This is a genomic window from Methylobacterium sp. GXF4 (assembly GCF_000272495.1).
GTDB classification, from domain to species: Bacteria; Pseudomonadota; Alphaproteobacteria; order Rhizobiales; family Beijerinckiaceae; genus Methylobacterium; species Methylobacterium brachiatum.
Map to the genome: position 1 here is coordinate 16364 of NZ_AKFK01000045.1, position 15886 is coordinate 32249.

A 15886-nucleotide genomic window follows, 5' to 3' on the forward strand; every position below is an offset into this window, starting at 1 on the left:
GGTTCTCCGGAGCCCCGGACAGGAGACGGACAACCGCATGACGCAGGCGATCAGCCCGGCCACCAGCCTCGACGACGGCATCGTGGCGACCGCGGAGACCTGCCTCGCCGCGGTGGGTCAGGCGCGCGACGCGATCCACGGGGTGATCTTCGGGCAGGAGAAGGTCGTCGACCTCGCCCTGGTGACGATCCTGGCGGGCGGCCACGGCCTGCTCGTCGGCCTGCCGGGGCTCGCCAAGACCAAGCTCGTGGAGACCCTGGGCACCGTGCTCGGCCTCGACGCGCGGCGCGTGCAGTTCACGCCGGACTTGATGCCCTCCGACATCCTCGGCACCGAGATCCTCGAGGAGGATGCCGAGCGCCGCCGGGCGTTCCGCTTCGTGCAGGGGCCGGTCTTCACCCAGCTGCTGATGGCCGACGAGATCAACCGGGCGAGCCCGCGCACGCAATCGGCTCTGCTCCAGGCGATGCAGGAGGGCCACGTCTCGGTGGCCGGCGCCCGCCACGACCTGCCGCGGCCGTTCCACGTGCTCGCCACCCAGAACCCGATCGAGCAGGAGGGCACCTATCCCCTGCCCGAGGCCCAGCTCGACCGCTTCCTGCTCGAGATCGACGTCGGCTATCCCGACCGCGCCGCCGAGCGCCGGATCCTGATCGAGACCACCGGCGTCGACGAGGTGCGCCCGCACGCGGTGATGTCCACCGAACAGCTGCTCACCGCCCAGCGCCTGGTGCGCCGGCTGCCCGTGGGCGAGGCCGTGGTCGAGGCGATCCTCGACCTCGTGCGCGCCGCCCGGCCCGACGGCGGCGATCCGCTGGTCAAGGACAAGCTGCTCTGGGGTCCCGGTCCCCGCGCCAGCCAAGCGCTGACGCTCGCCGCCCGCGCCCGGGCGCTGATCGAGGGCCGGGTCGCGCCCTCCGTGGCCGACGTGAAGGCCCTGGCCGAGCCGGTGCTCAAGCACCGGATGGCGCTCAGCTACACCGCCCGCGCCGACGGCGAGACCATCGAGGGCCTGATCGGCAAGCTCGCGGAGAAGCTTTAGCCTTGGTCGGGACACACGCCCTCGGCTCCGAACGGCGCACCCCCGGCAGGCGCGAGAGCGAGGGCGCGACCGCCCTATCCGAAAAAATGCCCCGCCTCGTCCTGGAGGCGCGGCGGGTGTCGAGCCTTCTAGCCCATGGCCTGCACGGCCGGCGCCGGGCGGGGCCGGGCGAGAGTTTCTGGCAGTTCCGCCCCTTCGTCACCGGCGAGGCCGCCGCGCGGGTCGATTGGCGCCGCTCCGCCCGGGACGACCGGCTCTACGTGCGCGAGCGCGAATGGGAGGCGGCCCACAACATCTGGCTCTGGATCGACCGCTCCGCCTCGATGGGGTTCGCGTCGGACCTGGCCTCGGCCTCCAAGGTCGAGCGGGCCCTGGTCCTCAGTCTGGCGCTCGCCGACGCCTTCGTCGAGGGCGGCGAGCGGGTCGGGCTCCTGGGGCTGACCCGGGCCACCGCCTCGCGGGGCATCGTCGAGCGGATGATCCAGGCGCTGGTCGCTGACAAGGCCGGATTGGCGCAGGACCTGCCGCCCCGGGCGAGCCCGGCCCGGTTCGACGAGGTGGTGCTGATCGGCGACTTCCTCACCGATCCCGACCGGATCGCGACCGCCGTGCAAAGCCTCGCCGGGCGGGGCAGCCGCGGCCATCTGCTGATGGTGGTCGATCCCATCGAGGAGACCTTCCCGTTCACCGGCCAGGCCGTGCTGCACGACCTCGAAGGCGGGCTCAGCCTCGATATCGGCGATGCCGGCGCCTGGGGCGACCGCTACCGCGCCCGCATCGCCGAGCATCGCGCCGCCTTGCAGGGAATCGCCCGCCAGCAGGGCTGGACGCTCACCATCCACCGCACCGACCGTCCGGCGAGCGAGGCGGCCCTGCGGCTCGCCACGCTGATCGCCGCGCGCGGCCCGGAGTGAGGCCGCCATGCTCGGTCTGACCTTCGCGGCGCCCCTGGCGCTCGCCGCCCTGATCGGCTTGCCGGCCCTGTGGTTCCTGCTGCGGGTGACCCCGCCGCGCCCGCGCCGGATCGCGTTTCCGCCGCTCAAGCTCGTCGCCGACCTGATCCCGCAGCGGCAGACGCCGGCGCGCACCCCGCCCTGGCTGCTGCTCCTGCGCCTGCTGATCGCCGCCGCCCTGATCCTGGCCGTGGCCGGCCCGGTCTGGAACCCCGGCGGCGTCGGGGCCGGTGGCGGGCGCAGCGCGCTCCTCGTCCTCCTCGACAACGGCTTCCCGGCCGCCCACGACTGGCGCGACCGGCTGCGGGTCGCCACCGACGCAATCGAGGGCGCCGCCCGGGACGGACGGCCCGTGGCGGTGATCGGCCTCGCCGAGCCGGCCGCGGCCTTCGAGGCCAAGACCCCGGCCACCGCCCTGGAGCGCCTGCGCGCCCTGGCGCCGCGCCCGATCCTGCCGACCCGCGACGCGCATCTGGCCAGCATCGGCGCGTTCCTGGAGAAGAACCGCGGCGCCGGCCTCGTCTGGATCAGCGACGGCGTCGCTGGCGCCAGCGACGAGCGCTTCGCCAAGGGCCTGGCCTACCTTGTCGGCGGCAGCGGCGCCGCCCTGACCGTGCTGCGCGCCGACAGGCCGCCAGCCCTGGCGCTCACCGCCACCGAGACCGGCGGCACCCTCACGGCCCGGGCGCAGCGGGCGGCGCCGAACGGGCGCGACACCGGCGTGATCCGGGCCCTCGACCAGAAGGGCCTGCCGCTCGCCGAGCGCGATTTCGCCTTCGCGGGCGACGCCACCGAGGCCACGGCCGCCTTCGAGATGCCCGTGGAGCTGCGCAACAGCATCAGCCGCCTGGAGATCGCGGGCGAGCGCTCGGCCGGGGCCGTGGTGCTTCAGGACGAACGCGGCAAGCGCCGCCGGGTCGGCCTCGTCTTCGGCGGCACCCTCGACCAGGCCCAGCCCCTGCTGGCGCCGACCTACTACCTCGCCCGGGCGCTCCAGCCCTTCGCCGACGTGCAGGAGGCGCGCGGCGCCAAGGGGACGGCGGAGTCGATCAACCAGCTCCTCGACAACCAGGTCTCGGTGCTGGTGCTGGCCGATGTCGGCGCGCTGGACGAGCGGACCACCGCCCGGGTCGAGAGTTTCGTGAAGGCCGGCGGCATGCTGCTGCGCTTCGCCGGGCCGCGGCTCGCGGCCGGCAACGACCCGCTGGTGCCGGTCCGCCTGCGCCGGGGCAATCGGACGCTGGGCGGCACCCTGTCCTGGGACAGCCCCAAGACCCTGGCACCGTTCCCGCCCGAGAGCCCCTTCGCCGGGCTGACCCCGCCGGCCGATATCGGCGTGCGCCGCCAGATCCTGGCCGAGCCGGACGGCGACCTGCCAAACCGGACCTGGGCCTCCCTGCAGGACGGCACGCCGATCGTCACCGCGCAGAAGCGCGGCCAGGGCACGCTGGTGCTGTTCCACGTCACCGCCGACACGACCTGGTCGAACCTGCCGCTCTCGGGCTTGTTCATCGACATGCTCCGGCGCGTGGTCGGCTTGGCCGGGACTTCGGCGCCGCCCGCGGGCGAGGCCAATCGCGCCTCCGCCGTGGTGCTCGCCCCCCGGGCGACTCTGGACGGGTTCGGCGCCCTCGGCTCGCCCCCGGCCTCGGCCACCGCGGTGGCGGCCGACTATGCCGACCGGGGGAATGCCGAGCACCCGCCGGGCTTCTACGGTCCGGCCGATGGCGGCATCAGCGTCAACGCCCTGAAGCCCGACGACCGCCTGAAACCTCTCGACACCGCGGCGCTCGAGGGCGCCCGGATCGGAAGCCTCGCCGGAGCCGAGACCCTGGATTTGCGCCCGACCCTGTTCACCCTGGCGCTGCTGCTGCTCGCCCTCGACACCCTGGCGGGCCTGTGGCTCGGCGGCTTCCTGCGCCGCTCCGCCTGGGCGAGCCGCCTGCGCGGACGCCCGGCGGCGCTGGCCGTCGCGGGCCTCCTGCTGTTCGCCGCCCTGCCGGCGCAGCCCCTGCGCGCCGAGGAGCCCGCGCCCAACCGACCGAACGGCATCGAATCGGCCCTGGTCACGCGGCTCGCCTACGTGATCACCGGCGACGCCGCCGTGGACGAGGCCAGCCGGACCGGGCTGACCGGCCTGACCCAGATGCTCGCCTCGCGCACAGCCCTCGAACCGGGCGAGCCCGCCGGGATCGACCCGGCCAAGGACGAGCTCGCCTTCTACCCGCTGATCTACTGGCCGATCGCGCCGTCCCGGCCCCAGCCCTCGGAGACGGCGATCCGCAAGATCGACGCGTTCATGCGCAACGGCGGCACGGTCCTGTTCGACACCCGCGACGCGCTCACCGCCCGCCCGGGCGGCCCGCCCTCCCCCGAGGCGGCCTACCTGCGCAAGATGCTGGCGACCCTCGAAGTGCCGGAGCTGGAGCCGGTGCCCCTCGACCACGTGCTGACCAAGGCCTTCTACCTGGTCGACAGCTTCCCCGGCCGCTACGCCACGGGCCAGACTTGGGTCGAGGCCCTGCCCCCCGCCGCGGAGGGCACTGAGCGCCGCCCGGCCCGGGCCGGCGACGGCGTCAGCCCGATCATCATCACCGGCAACGACCTCGCCGCCGCCTGGGCGGTGGGCCGCCGGGGCGAGCCGCTCTACCCGGTGGTCGGCGGCGACCAGCGCCAGCGCGAGATGGCCTTCCGGGGCGGCGTGAACATCGTGATCTACACGCTGACCGGAAACTACAAGGCGGATCAGGTCCACGTGCCCGCGCTGCTGGAGCGGCTGGGGCAGTGATTTTTTCGAACACCCAGCGAAGCACCGGTTCCCCTCCCCGCTCTGCGAATTGCGGGCGACATGAGTTCGATGCGCGGGCGCTGTTGCAGGCCGCGACGCGCCCCCTCTCCCATGCGGGAGCGGGTTGGGGTGAGGGACCCGGTTTTTCCGGAACAGTCGCACCCCTCACCCTGTCTCTCTCCCGCACGGGAGAGGGGACCCGCGCTTTCCGCGCTCACGCCCCGGCGACTGCACCGGTCAAAACCTGCCAGGGCCGCAGCTCGGCCGGTGAAAGACGCCGTCACATCACGGAACCGGAGCGCTCCGCCCCATGCTGAGCCTCAGCTTCACCCCCCTCCTCCCCTGGCCGGTCCTGGCCGCCCTCGGGCTGATCGTCGTCGTCCTGGCTCTGCTCGCCTTCGTGGCCCGGGGCCGGACGGCGCTGCTGCGTGCCCTTGTGCTCGCCCTGGTCCTGGCCGCGCTCGCCAACCCCGCTCTGGTGCGGGAGGATCGCGAGCCCGTGAAGGACATCGCGGCGATCGTGGTCGACCGCTCCGGCTCGCAGGCGCTCGGCGACCGGCCGCAGATGACCGACGCGGTGCGGGCCGAGCTGCAGCGCCGCTTCGGCGCGCTCACCAATATCGAGCCGCGCTTCATCGACGTGCCCGACGCCAAGGACGGCGACGACGGCACCAAGCTGTTCACGGCGCTGGGCCAGGCTCTGGCCGACGTGCCGCCCGAGCGGCTCGCCGGCATCGTGATGCTCACCGACGGCGTGGTCCACGACATCCCGGCCGCGATGGCCCAGCTCGGCATCAAGGCGCCGCTCCACGTCCTGGTCACCGGCCATCCGGACGAGCGCGACCGGCAGATCAAGCTCCTGGAGGCGCCCCGCTTCGGCATCGTCGGCAAGGATCTCACGATCCGCGCCGAGGTGATGGAGCGCGGTGGCACCGGGCACGCCGTCGTCACCATCCGCCGCGACGGCGAGGAGATCGGCCGGCGGGATGTGGCCACCGACAAGCCGTTCGCGCTCACCACCCGGATCGAGCATGGCGGCCCGAACGTCGTCGAGATCGAGGTCGAGCCCCTGCCGGGCGAGCTCACCACGGTCAACAACCGCGCGGTCCTGCCGATCGAGGGCATCCGCGAGAAGCTGCGGGTGCTGCTGGTCTCCGGCGAGCCGCACCAGGGCGAGCGGACCTGGCGCAACCTCCTGAAGTCCGACGCCAACGTCGACCTCGTGCATTTCACCATCCTGCGCCCGCCCGAGAAGCAGGACGGCACGCCGATTTCCGAATTGTCGTTGATCGCGTTCCCGACCCGCGAGCTGTTCGTTCAGAAGATCAAGGACTTCGATCTGATCATCTTCGACCGCTACGCCAACCAGAGCGTGCTGCCGCAGGCCTATTTCGACAACATCGTCCGTTACGTCCGCGAGGGCGGGGCGCTGCTCGTCGCCGCCGGCCCCGAATATGCCGGGCCGGCGAGCCTCGCCCGCACGCGGCTGGCCGGCATCCTGCCGGGCGACCCGGACGGGCGCGTGGTCGAGCGTCCCTACAAGGCGACGCCGACCCAGGTGGGCCAGCGCCACCCGGTCACCCGCGACCTGCCGGGCTCGGATGCCAACCCGCCCGCCTGGGGCGACTGGCTGCGCATCGTCCAGGCCCGCACTCGGCCCGGCATCCAGCCGATCCTGTCCGGCGCGGAAGGGCTGCCGCTCCTCGCCCTGTCCCGGGAGGACAAGGGCCGCGTCGCGCTGCTCCTGTCCGACCATGCCTGGCTCTGGGCACGGGGCTACCAGGAGGGCGGCCCCTATCTCGACCTGCTGCGCCGCCTGGCGCACTGGCTGATGAAGGAGCCGGCCCTCGAGGAGGAGGCCCTGCGCGCGCAGACCACCGGTCGCGGCCGGGAGGTGCGGGTCGAGCGCCAGACCATGGCCGAGCAGGTCGAGCCGGTCACCGTCACCGGCCCGACCGGCAAGGTGACGACGCTCACCCTCAAGCCCGGCGAGCCCGGCCTGTTCACCGCCACCTTCGACGCGGAGACCCTGGGACTCCACACCCTGCGCTCGGGCAACCTCGTGGCCTTCGTCAGCGTCGGCCCGGCCAATCCGCGCGAGCTCGCCGACGTGTTCAGCGACAGCGAGCGCCTGAAGGCGGTAGCGGAGGGCTCCGGCGGCTCGATCCGCCGGGTCGCGGATGCCGGCGGCACCACCCAGGTGCCGCGCCTCGCCACCGTGCGCAGCGGCCGGCTGGCCGGCGGCGACTGGATCGGCTTCCGCCCCAGCGACAGCGCCAACATCCGCGGCGTCGAGGTCTACCCGCTGGCGCTGGGCCTCGCCGCCCTGGCGGCCCTCGCGGCGGCCGTGCTCGCCATGTGGCTGGTCGAGGGACGCCGCGGGCGTGCGGTGTGATCGTGTTGCGTGTTGGGGGCGACACGGCGGGAGCGACTCGGGCTCACCCGGTACCCCGACCAGCGACGCCCCGCCGGAGGACCACAGTCGCGCCTTCAAACAACGGGCCGGCCTGCGAACACCGAACCTCGACGCCCGGGGCGCTCCCGGCCTAAGACCGACCGCGTTGAATCCTAATCGCCCCGCCCCGTGGGGTGCGATGACATGGAGATAGCCTGCCTGTGACTGGACGCCTCCTCGCCGCCACGCTCTGCATCGCCTGCCTCCAGTTCGCCCCCGCCCGCGCGCAGGAACCGGCCGCGAGTGCGGCCGCCACGGAGGCGACGATCCCGGCTGCCACCGGCCAGTGGACCCACGCCATCACGTTGATGGGCGAGCCGAAATACGGCCCCGGCTTCAAGCATTTCGACTATGCCGACCCGGCCGCGCCCAAGGGCGGCCTCGTCCGGCTGGGCATGCAGGGGGGGTTCGACAACTTCAACATGATCGTCTCCGGCCTGAAGGGCGATCTCGAGGGCGGCGTGCTGCAGCTCTACGATACGCTCATGACCGAATCCTCGGACGAGCCGTTCACCTCCTACGGCCTGCTGGCCGAGGCGGTGCGGGTCGCCCCCGATCTCGGCTCGGTGTCGTACCGCCTGCGCGAGAATGCCCGCTGGCATGACGGGAAGCCGATCACCCCCGAGGACGTGGTCTGGTCCTACGGCGTGCTGAAGGCCAACAGCCCGTTCTACGCCGCCTATTACCAGACCGTCGCCAAGGCCGAGGCGACCGGGCCGCACGAGGTGACCTTCACGTTCAGCGAGAAGGGCAACCGCGAGCTGCCGCAGGTGATCGGCCAGCTGCGGGTGCTGCCCAAGCACTGGTGGGAGGGCAAGGACGCCAGCGGCAAGCCGCGCAACCCCACCGAGACCACCCTGGAGCCGCCGCTCGGCTCCGGCCCCTATCGGTTGGCCAAGTTCGAGCCCGGCCGCAGCGTCACCTACACCCGCGTGCCGGATTATTGGGGCAAGGACCTGCCGGTGAATGTCGGACGCTACAACTTCGACACCGAGCGCCACGAGTATTTTCGCGACGGCACCGTGCTGGTCGAGGCCCTGAAGGGCGACCTCTACGACTTCCGGTCCGAGAACATCGCCCGCAACTGGGCGACCGCCTACGACGACTTCCCGGCCGTGAAGGAGGGACGCCTGATCAAGGAGGCGTTCCCGGAGCGCGGCATGGGCATCATGCAGGCCTTCGCGTTCAACACCCGCCGGGACAAGTTCAAGGATCCGCGGGTGCGCCGGGCCTTCAACCTGGCGCTCAACTTCGAGGAGATGAACAAGAACCTGTTCTACGGCCTCTACAAGCGGATCGACTCCTACTTCTTCGGCTCGGAACTGGCCTCCTCGGGCCTGCCGGAGGGCCAGGAGAAGGCGATCCTGGAGAGCGTCAAGGACAAGATCCCGGCCTCGGTCTTCACCACGCCCTACGCCAACCCGGTCAACGACACCCCGGACGCCGTGCGCAAGAACCTACGGGAGGCCGTGGGGCTGCTGCGCGAGGCCGGCTACGAGCTGCGCGGCGGCAAGATGGTCGACAAGGCGACCGGCGAGCCCCTGACCGTCGAGTTCCTGGAATTCCAGAACGCCTTCGAGCGGGTGATCCTGCCCTTCGCGGCGCAGCTGAAGCTCATCGGCATCGACGCCTCGATGCGGGTGATCGACGCCGCGCAGTACCAGAACCGGATCCGCGACTTCGACTTCGACATCACCACCAACGGCTGGGGTGAATCGCTCTCGCCGGGCAACGAGCAGCGCGAGTTCTGGGGCTCGGCGGCGGCCGACAAGCCGGGCTCGCGCAACCTGATCGGGATCAAGGATCCCGGCATCGACGCCCTGATCGACAAGGTCATCTACGCCCATGACCGGGCCGGCGTGATCGCCGCCACCAAGGCCCTCGACCGGGTGCTGCTCGCCCACGAATACGTCGTGCCGCAATGGTCGGCGAGCGAGCAGCGGACCCTGCGCTGGAACCGGTTCGGCCACCCCGCCGTGCTGCCGCGCTATGCCGGCTCCGGCTTCCCGACGACCTGGTGGTACGACGCGACGCGCGCCGCCAAGACCGGAGCCCCGCGGTGACCGGCCGGCCCTGGCGGCCGAGCCGGCGCGGCCTCATGTTGGGCGCCGGCGCCCTGGCGGCGGTCCGTCCAGCCCGGGCCGCCGGCGAGGAACGCCACGGCCTGTCGAGCTTCGGCGAGCTGAAATACGGCCCCGGCTTCGAGCATTTCGACTACGTGAACCCGATCGCCCCGAAGGGCGGCCGGTTCTCGACCCAGCTCGCCAGCACGACCGGCAACCAGGCGCTCAACACCTTCAACACGCTGAACATCTACGTGCTGCGGGGCGACGGCGCGGCCGGGCTGGACCTGACCTTCGACAGCCTGATGGTCCGGGCGCTGGACGAGCCGGATTCGGTCTACGGGCTGGTGGCGCGCGCCGTGACGGTGAGCCCCGACGGCCTGACCTACACCTTCGCGCTGCGCCCGCAGGCCCGCTTCCACGACGGCTCGCGGCTGACCGCCCGGGACGCCGCCTTCAGCCTCAAGCTCCTGCGCGACAAGGGCCATCCCTCGATCTCCGAGGTGATCCGGCCGATGACCGACGCCCGCGCCGAGGGCGACGATACCCTGGTCGTCACCTTCGCGGAGGGCCGCGCCCGCGACCTGCCGCTGTTCGTGGCCCAGCTGCCGATCTTCTCCGCGACCTATTACGGCAACCGCGACTTCGAGGCCGCGAGCCTCGAGGCGCCGCTGGGCTCCGGTCCCTACCAAGTCGGCGCCGTCGATCCCGGCCGCTCGATCGGGCTCGACCGGGTGCCGGATTACTGGGCGGCCGAGCTCGCCGTGACGGTCGGGCAGAACAATTTCGACGCGATCCGGTACGAGTACTTTCGCGATCGCACCGTCGCCTTCGAGGCGTTCAAGAGCGGCGCCTTCACGTTCCGCGAGGAATTCACCGCCCGGGTCTGGGCCACCGGCTACGACTTCCCCGCCGCCACCGAGGGGCGCGTCATCCGCCAGACCGTGCCGGATGCGCGGCCGAGCGGCACCCAGGGCTGGTGGATCAACACCCGCCGCGAGCCGTTCCGCGACCCGCGCATCCGCGAGGCGATCGGCCTGTGCTTCGACTTCGAATGGTCGAACCGCAACCTGATGTACGGCGCCTACACCCGCACCGCCTCATTCTTCGAGAATTCCGACCTCAAGGCCACCGGCAAGCCCTCGGCCGAGGAGCTGGCCCTGCTGGAGCCGTTCAAGGACCTGCCGCCGGAGGTGTTCGGCGAGGCCTGGATGCCCCCGGTCTCGGACGGGTCCGGCCAGGACCGGGCACTGCTCAAGCGTGCGGACGCGCTGCTGCGCGAGGCCGGCTGCACCCGCCAGGGCGGCGGCCTCCTGCTGCCGGGGGGCAAGCCCCTTTCCGTCGAGTTCCTGGACGACGACCCGGTCTTCCAGGCGGTGACCCAGCCGTTCATCCGCAATCTCGGCCTTCTCGGGATCAAGGCGAGCCACCGCACCGTAGATCCGTCGCAGTACCAGGCCCGGGTCAACGATTTCGACTTCGACGTCACGTCCCGCCGCTTCTCCGGCGGCGTCACCCCGGGCACGGAGCTGCGCGAGCTCTACGGCTCCAAGGCGGCGGCCACCCCGGGCTCCAACAACCTCTCGGGCGTGGCCGACCCGGCCATCGACGCCCTGCTCACCGCCATCGCGGATGCCCGGTCCCGCGCCGCGCTGACCACCGCCTGCCAGGCCCTCGACCGGGTGCTGCGGGCCCGGCGCCTCTGGGTGCCGATGTGGTATTCCGGCGCCCACCGCCTCGCCCTGTGGGACATCTACGGCCGGCCCGCCAACCCGCCGAAATACGACCTCGGCGCCCCCGGGACTTGGTGGTACGAGGCCGACAAGGCCAAGCGGATCGGGCGGGACTGAGACGATGCTCGGCTACATCCTGCGCCGCATCGGCCTGATGATCCCGACCCTATTTGGGATCATGCTGATCACCTTCACGATCGTGCAATTCGCCCCCGGCGGCCCGGTGGAGCGGGTGCTGTCGCAGATGAAGGGCCAGGGCGACGGCACCCTGTCGCGGGTCACCGGCGGGGGCGGCGACCTCGGCGGCGGCGGCCGGGCGGCAGGCGGCGGCGAGGGCAATTCCCGCTACCGCGGCGCGCAGGGGCTGAGCCCCGACTTCATCGCCAAGCTGGAGAAGCAGTTCGGCTTCGACAAGCCGGCCCCGGAGCGCTTCGCCAAGATGCTCTGGGACTACGTGCGGTTCGATTTCGGCCGGAGCTACTTCCGCGACGTCACGGTCATCCAGCTGATCAAGGAGCGCCTGCCGGTCTCGATCTCGCTCGGCCTGTGGATGACGCTCCTCTCCTACGCAATCTCGATCCCGCTCGGCATCCGCAAGGCCGTCAAGGACGGCGAGCGCTTCGACCGCTGGACCTCCTTCGTGGTGATCATCGGTTACGCGATCCCGGGCTTCATGTTCGGGCTGATGCTGATCATCCTGTTCGCGGGCGGCTCGTTCTACCAGTGGTTCCCGCTGCGCGGCTTGACCAGCGAGGGCTGGGAGACCTTCTCCACTTGGCACAAGCTCACCGACTACGCCTGGCACCTGGCGCTGCCGCTCACCGCCCTGGTGATCGGCGCCTTCGCGACCTCGACCCTGCTCACCAAGAACTCGTTCCTCGACGAGATCCGCAAGCAATACGTCCTGACCGCCCGGATGAAGGGCCTCTCCGAGCGCCGCGTGCTCTACGGCCACGTCTTCCGCAACGCCATGCTGATCGTGATCGCCGGCTTCCCGGGCGCGTTCATCTCGGCCTTCTTCACCGGCTCGCTGCTGATCGAGACGATCTTCTCCCTGGACGGCCTCGGCGAGTTGTCCTTCCGGGCGATCGTCGGCCGCGACTACCCGGTGGTGTTCGCGACCCTCTACATCTTCTCCCTGCTCGGGCTGGCGGTGAACCTGCTCTCGGACCTGATCTACGTCTGGATCGACCCGCGGATCGACTTTTCGGCGCGGGCGACGTGAGGGCCGGACGCGTCCGGTTCTTGCCTGAGCCTTGCGGCAGGTGGAAGCTCTCACTCCACGGACATCCGGACCGCCGGCTCATCCTGAGGAGCTGGGTGAGACCTCTCTGATCTGCGGAGAGACCTGCCCGGTCACCGACCACGACTGCACTCGGACGCGCGACATCCACCCCGTCATCCCGGGCATCGCGGCAGCGGGATGAGCGGGTTGTTGCCCGAGCGGTCCCTGCGAAGAACCTGCGCCGTCACGCGAGCGGAATAGCCCGCTGCCCCCATTCGAAGCCCGCGCCCCGGCCCCTGCCCGGGCCGGGTCCGCGTCGACCGATTGTCACCGCGCTGACCCCACCGTCATTGATCCCGTTCACGATTGCGATAGCACTGCGCGGGCCGTGCAACGCTGAATCGTGCGGCGATCGTGATCGGAGCACCCATGCGTCTCTCGACCCTCCTCGTCGGCCTCTGTCTCGGAACCGCGCTGCCCGGCGCCGTGCTGGCGCAGGCGCCCCAGAAACCCGCGCCGGCCGCCGCCCCGGATCCGGCCCTGCTGAAGGTCGCCCGGGAGACGATCGCGCAGATGCAGGGGGATCGCGCCGCCACGCTCGGCTCTATGGCGGCCCCGATGGTCGGCATGATGCAGCAGATCGGCATCAAGGAGCCCGAGAAGGCGCAGGTCCTGGTCCAGGAGGTCGTGATGCCGACCCTGTCCGAGCATTACGACGAGCTTCTCGACATCCAGGCGCGCGGCTTCGCCACGATCCTCGGCAATGACGACCTGCAGGCGATCGCGGCGTTCTACGCCACGCCCACCGGCAAGCGCCTCGCAGCCGCCCAGCCGCAGCTCGCCCAGATCCAGCTGGCCGGCATGCAGCAATGGATGCAGGCGGTGGCGCCCGAGATGCAGGCCAAGATCGTCAAGGCGGTCCAGGCCCATGGCTGGGGTCCGGGCGGCCAAGCCAAGCCGAAGTGACCGGCTTGATTGGGTTCGACTGAGAACCGCGCGGGCGGCCTACGGCGTTCCCCCGCCGCCCAGCACCCGCGCCACCGTGCTGCGCAGAGCCTGCGCACTCCGGTAGCCCACCGCCGCCGCCACGGCGCCCGGCGGGCGGCCCTCGGCGGCGAGCGCGAGCGCTCGGATCACCCGGGCCCGGGCCCGCCAATCGCCGAAGCTGAGCCCGGTCTCGGTGCGGAACCGACGGGTCAGGGTGCGCCGGCTCGCCCCGGCGCGGTCGGCCCAGGCATCGAGATCCTCCGCGGCGGCCGGATCCGCGATCAGGCCAAGGCAGACCCGGCGCAGGCGGGCATCCCGCGGCAGAGGCAGGGTGAGCGGCGTCTCGGGGGCGCGGCCGATCTCGTCCAGCACCAGGGCGGCGAGGTGGCCGCCGCGGCCGGCCTCGTCGTACAGAACCGGCTCCTCCGCGAGGGCGGTCAGGGCCGAGGACAGGAGCGGCGAGACCGCGATCACCCGGCAGGAGGCCGGAAACGCCGCCACGGCGGCGGGGTCGAGATAGGCCGTGCACAGGGCCACCGGCCCATGGGTCACCGTGGCATGCGGCAGGCGTGGCGGGATCCAGAGGGCGTGCCCCTCCGGCACGACCCAGGTGCCGTCCTCGGCCGAAGCGCTCATCAGCCCGGCCGTCGCGTAGAGAAGCTGCGCCCGGACATGAAAATGCAGGCCGGTGCCGCTCCCGGCCGGCAGCGGCTTGCGCACGACCGCGACCGGCCGCGGCACATGCTGATAATCGGCCGCGGCGGTCGACCGCGGCGCCACCACCGATTTTGGCCCGTTCGCATACATATCCGGCCCGACGTCTCCATCGGGCCAGGGTATCAGGGGGCGATCCCGGAGGATAGGCCGCGATGGATTCCGAAACCCTCTCCCGACGCACGCTGCGCTTCGTCAATGTCGCGCACGCCCTCGACCATTTCGTGCTGCTGATCTACCCGACCGCGGTGATCGCCATCGCGGCCCAGACCGGGCTCGGCTACGGCGAGCTGATCGGGCTGGCCACCGGCGCCTTCGTGGCCTTCGGCCTGTGCTCGCTGCCGATGGGCTGGCTGGCGGACCGGTTCGGCCGACGCAACATGCTGGCGGTGTTCTTCCTCGGCTACGGCCTCTCCTGCCTGGGGGTGGCGAGCGCCACGACGCCGCTGAGCTTCGCGCTCTGGCTGTGCGTGCTCGGCCTCGCCTCGGCGATCTACCACCCGGTCGGCTCGACCATGCTGGTGACCCACGCGCGCCGGCTGGGCCGCGACCTCGGGGTCAACGGTGTCTGGGGCAATCTCGGCGCCGCCTCCGCCTCGGGGGTGACCGCGCTGCTGGCCGCCAATGTCGGGTGGCGCGCCGCCTTCGTGGTCCCGGGCCTCGTCTGCCTCGCCTGCGGCGCCGCCTTCCTGGCGCTGGTCCCGGGCGACGGCGAGGCCGGCGGCAAGAAGGCCGGGGGCGCGGCCGCGATCGCGGTGAGCCGACCCTGGATGCTGATGGGTCTCTACGCCCTGGCGATCTTCGCCGGCGGCGTCACCTTCAACCTCACGACGATCAGCCTGCCCAAGGTGATCGACGAGGGCGTCGGCCAGGCGCTGCCGCTGACGCTGATCGGCTCGCTCGCGACCGTGGTCTTCCTGTTCGGCGCGCTGATGCAGCTCGCCATGGGCCGGCTGATCGACCGGTTCAGCCTGCCGTCCCTGTTCGTGACCCTGTCGGTGCTGCAGCCGCTGGGCCTCGGGATCGCGGCGCTCACCACCGGCCTGCCGCTGCTCGTCGGGCTGATGCTAGCCATGACGGCGATCTACGGACAGGTGGTGATCAACGACGCGATGATCGCCCGCTACGTGCCCCCGGCCTACCGGGCCCGGGCCTACAGCGTGCGCTACTTCGTCGGCTTCACCGCCAGCGGCTTCGTGGTCCCGGCCATCGCGGTGCTGCATGATCGCGGCGGCTTCGCGCTGGTGCTCGGCATCGCGGCCGCCTGCGGCGCGGTGATCTGGCTCTCGGCGCTCGGCTTCCTGAAGGTGACGCAGGGCGGCCCCAGGGCCGAGCTGGCGGCGGCGGAATAGGCCGGCGGTTTGCCGCCCCGGGCCGGCGCTGCTACGCGGCCACGGTTCCGAGCCGTGAGCCCGCCGTGACCACACTTTCCCTCGTCATCCGGCCCGAGCGGCCGGAGGACGCCCCCGCGATCGACCGGCTCCAGGCCCGCGCCTTCGGCCCCGGACGCTTCGCCCGCACCGCCTACCGGTTGCGCGAGGGCGCGGCCGAGCGGATGGATCTCGGGGTCACCGCCTCGGTCGGCAGGTTTCTGGTGGGCTCGGTGCGGATGGGGCCGGTGCGGGCCGGACCGTCGGCCTTCGTCATGCTCGGGCCGCTGGCGGTGGATCCGAGCTTCGCCGGACGCGGCATCGGCGGCACCCTGACCCGCGCGGCGCTCGAGGCCGCCCGGCAGGCGGGCGAGGGCCTGGTGATCCTGGTGGGTGACGCGCCCTATTACACCCGGTTCGGATTCGCTCCGGTCCCGCCCGGCCGCCTGACCCTGCCGGGACCGGTGGATCCCGCTCGGCTGCTGTGGCTGGAGCTGCGGACTGGGTTCTGCGCGGGCGTGTCGGGCCTGGTCGAGGCGGTGCGCGCCTGAAGCTC

The 15886-nt window shown here is 71.9% G+C and carries 11 protein-coding genes; 10 read left to right on the forward strand and 1 reads right to left on the reverse strand.

Annotated elements, in window-relative coordinates; genetic code table 11:
• The first annotated feature begins 37 nt into the window (after positions 1–37).
• The 8 genes from WYO_RS04200 (at position 38) to WYO_RS04235 (ending at position 13225) form a co-directional block, all read left to right on the forward strand.
• Positions 38–1042 carry a MoxR family ATPase gene (locus WYO_RS04200; RefSeq protein ID WP_039902257.1) on the forward strand — a complete coding sequence of 335 codons (1005 nt, stop codon included), beginning with the start codon at positions 38–40 and terminating at the stop codon, positions 1040–1042.
• A 2-nt stretch (positions 1043–1044) separates the two neighbouring features.
• Positions 1045–1956 (forward strand): DUF58 domain-containing protein, encoded by a 912-nt coding sequence (locus tag WYO_RS04205; RefSeq protein WP_007559506.1) that lies wholly within the window; start codon positions 1045–1047, stop codon positions 1954–1956.
• Between the two features lie 7 nt (positions 1957–1963).
• Entirely contained in the window at positions 1964–4783 is a 2820-nt protein-coding gene (locus WYO_RS04210) for a DUF4159 domain-containing protein (protein ID WP_007559508.1), read from the forward strand.
• Positions 4784–5093: 310 nt separating this feature from the next.
• On the forward strand, positions 5094–7178 hold the full coding sequence (locus WYO_RS04215; RefSeq protein WP_007559510.1) for a hypothetical protein: 2085 nt from the start codon (positions 5094–5096) through the stop codon (positions 7176–7178).
• Positions 7179–7432: 254 nt separating this feature from the next.
• The gene (locus WYO_RS04220; RefSeq protein ID WP_244424062.1) at positions 7433–9301 is read left to right on the forward strand and encodes an extracellular solute-binding protein; all 1869 of its coding nucleotides are present in this window, start codon (positions 7433–7435) and stop codon (positions 9299–9301) included.
• Positions 9302–9336: 35 nt separating this feature from the next.
• The gene (locus WYO_RS04225; protein ID WP_165486544.1) at positions 9337–11151 is read left to right on the forward strand and encodes an extracellular solute-binding protein; all 1815 of its coding nucleotides are present in this window, start codon (positions 9337–9339) and stop codon (positions 11149–11151) included.
• A 4-nt stretch (positions 11152–11155) separates the two neighbouring features.
• Positions 11156–12259 carry a microcin C ABC transporter permease YejB gene (locus WYO_RS04230; protein ID WP_007559516.1) on the forward strand — a complete coding sequence of 368 codons (1104 nt, stop codon included), beginning with the start codon at positions 11156–11158 and terminating at the stop codon, positions 12257–12259.
• Between the two features lie 429 nt (positions 12260–12688).
• Positions 12689–13225 carry a DUF2059 domain-containing protein gene (locus WYO_RS04235; protein WP_007559519.1) on the forward strand — a complete coding sequence of 179 codons (537 nt, stop codon included), beginning with the start codon at positions 12689–12691 and terminating at the stop codon, positions 13223–13225.
• A gap of 39 nt (positions 13226–13264) precedes the next feature.
• On the opposite strand, the gene WYO_RS04240 is transcribed toward WYO_RS04235, so the two are convergent.
• Positions 13265–14053, reverse strand: a complete 789-nt coding sequence (locus tag WYO_RS04240; RefSeq protein WP_007559521.1) for a helix-turn-helix domain-containing protein — start codon at positions 14051–14053, stop codon at positions 13265–13267.
• Positions 14054–14115: 62 nt separating this feature from the next.
• Here WYO_RS04240 and WYO_RS04245 point away from each other — a divergent pair, with 62 nt between their 5' ends.
• Both WYO_RS04245 and WYO_RS04250 read left to right on the forward strand, forming a co-directional pair.
• Positions 14116–15312: an MFS transporter gene (locus WYO_RS04245; protein WP_007559523.1), complete on the forward strand. Its 1197-nt coding sequence runs from the start codon at positions 14116–14118 to the stop codon at positions 15310–15312.
• Between the two features lie 65 nt (positions 15313–15377).
• Positions 15378–15881, forward strand: a complete 504-nt coding sequence (locus WYO_RS04250) for an N-acetyltransferase (protein ID WP_007559525.1) — start codon at positions 15378–15380, stop codon at positions 15879–15881.
• Positions 15882–15886: the final 5 nt, after the last annotated feature.